1 pseudogene is annotated in these 1733 nt (G+C 50.0%); it reads right to left on the minus strand.

Annotated features, from left to right (window positions below):
- Positions 1 to 938: 938 nt before the first annotated feature.
- Positions 939 to 1733 (minus strand): annotated as a pseudogene (locus Q0256_RS10915) (hypothetical protein); the annotation flags it as partial.

Here is a 1733-nt window from a genome sequence, read left to right on the forward strand (position 1 = left end):
GAGAAAATGCTCGGTTCAGCAATCGTAAAAAGGCAAAGAGCCGAGAGGGGGCTGAAAGATTAATTAGATTAAAATTGCAATAAATTATTCCCCTATTAATACATTTTAATTTACTCTGTGCCTTCGGTGCAGAGTAAATTTACCCTGTGCGGTGCCGAATTTTGCGGTATAAATCTCGCTCGCGAAATGATACGGCGCGAAATCTTGCTTTACGGATTTTGGAATTTCAAATTTTAAAGCCTGCGAGCTTTTAGCTACCGCGGAAAAGATTTGCAGGCTTCGCGGCACCTTGAAATTTAATTATTTTAAAATTTACGCCGCGTGGCTAGTCTAAATTTAACTCGGCGGCGATTTGCGCGGCGCACTAAATTTAACTTCGTGCGCACACTTTATCCGCACCCTAGTCTAAATTTAAAATTTCAATTTGTGGCGACAGTTCGTGCGGCGCTAGGCAACTCTCCATATACAGCAATCTTGACTTACGCTATTAAATTTAAAGAAGCGACGGCATCTTTCTCGCGCTATGCTGCTTCAAGTTGGACGGCGGCGTTGTGCGTTAAATTTTAAATTTACGTGCCGGACAGCGGAAGGCAGCATTTGCCCCGTAAAATTTTAACTTTCGCGCGCCGGACGACGGCTAGGCGCCATTGCTCACATGCTGTTGCGAAGCTGCTTCTAAATCGCCGAGCCGAGTTAAATTTTTTAGCGCGCCAAAATTTTAGTCTATGCAGCGCGATTTACGAAACGACGAAATTTTGAGTTTGCGCTGCGATTTATAGCGCATCAAAATTTTAACTTGCGCAGAGCGATCCACCACGTATCTAAATTTTAAGTCGCGCGACGCGATCCGCGATGAACAGGAATTTTAATTTGACGTGATTTATGACGCACTGGAATCTCAACCTGCGCTACGGATCTGCGGCTCACAGGCGCGTAGCCTAGTCGATTGCTCGCATCGCATCGAGCCGCTTTAAAAATATCTCCACCTTGCGCATCTGTGCCGCATCTAGCGCCCTGCCCGAGCAAAAATACTCCACGCTGTTGCCGTTTGGATAATTCACTCGCGAAATGCCCGTTCCTTCGCTTCTCGGCTCAAATTCCAAGGACAAATCCGCGCCGCCTCGAGAATAAAGCTTGAGCTGCGAATTCGCATCTACGGCGCGCGGCGACATGCGGCATTTGTCTTCGTCGCACTGCTCTACGCCGCACGCACCGCCTGCCAGCCTGCCGTCGCGCTCGCGGGCATCAAGTTCGCCCGTTTGTGAATTTGCGCTAAATTTTATATCACCGTCTGCGTCAAATTTATCCGCACAAACCTGCGATTTTACGTCGCGCGAAGTATCCATGCCTAAGCCGCACTCATCCGTGCTAGAAAACTCATCGCGCTCATCGTATCCCGCTGCGCCGTTTTTTCTGGCGTCGCACGATACTGCACGAAATCCGCTCCTACCTTGCTCTATCGTATCGCCCTTGCTTTCGCCGCGCCTTTCTGTGTCACGCTCGCCATCATTCTCGCCGCAACTTTCTGTGTCGCGCCCGCCGCCGCTATTATCGCGACCTTCTACGCCCCGTTTGTTCTTGCCTTTTATGCTCTCGCCACCCGCGTTAAATTTAGCTGCCCGCGAGAGCAAATCCTCTCCGCGCGCAAACTTTAGCCCTCCGCCAAGCTCGCTTGCTAGGCGATTTAGCGTGCCGTCGATACCGTCGATGATACGCACGTGCGGCGGCAAAAT

This window comes from uncultured Campylobacter sp., from assembly GCF_937949835.1.
Taxonomy (GTDB): Bacteria; Campylobacterota; Campylobacteria; order Campylobacterales; family Campylobacteraceae; genus Campylobacter_B.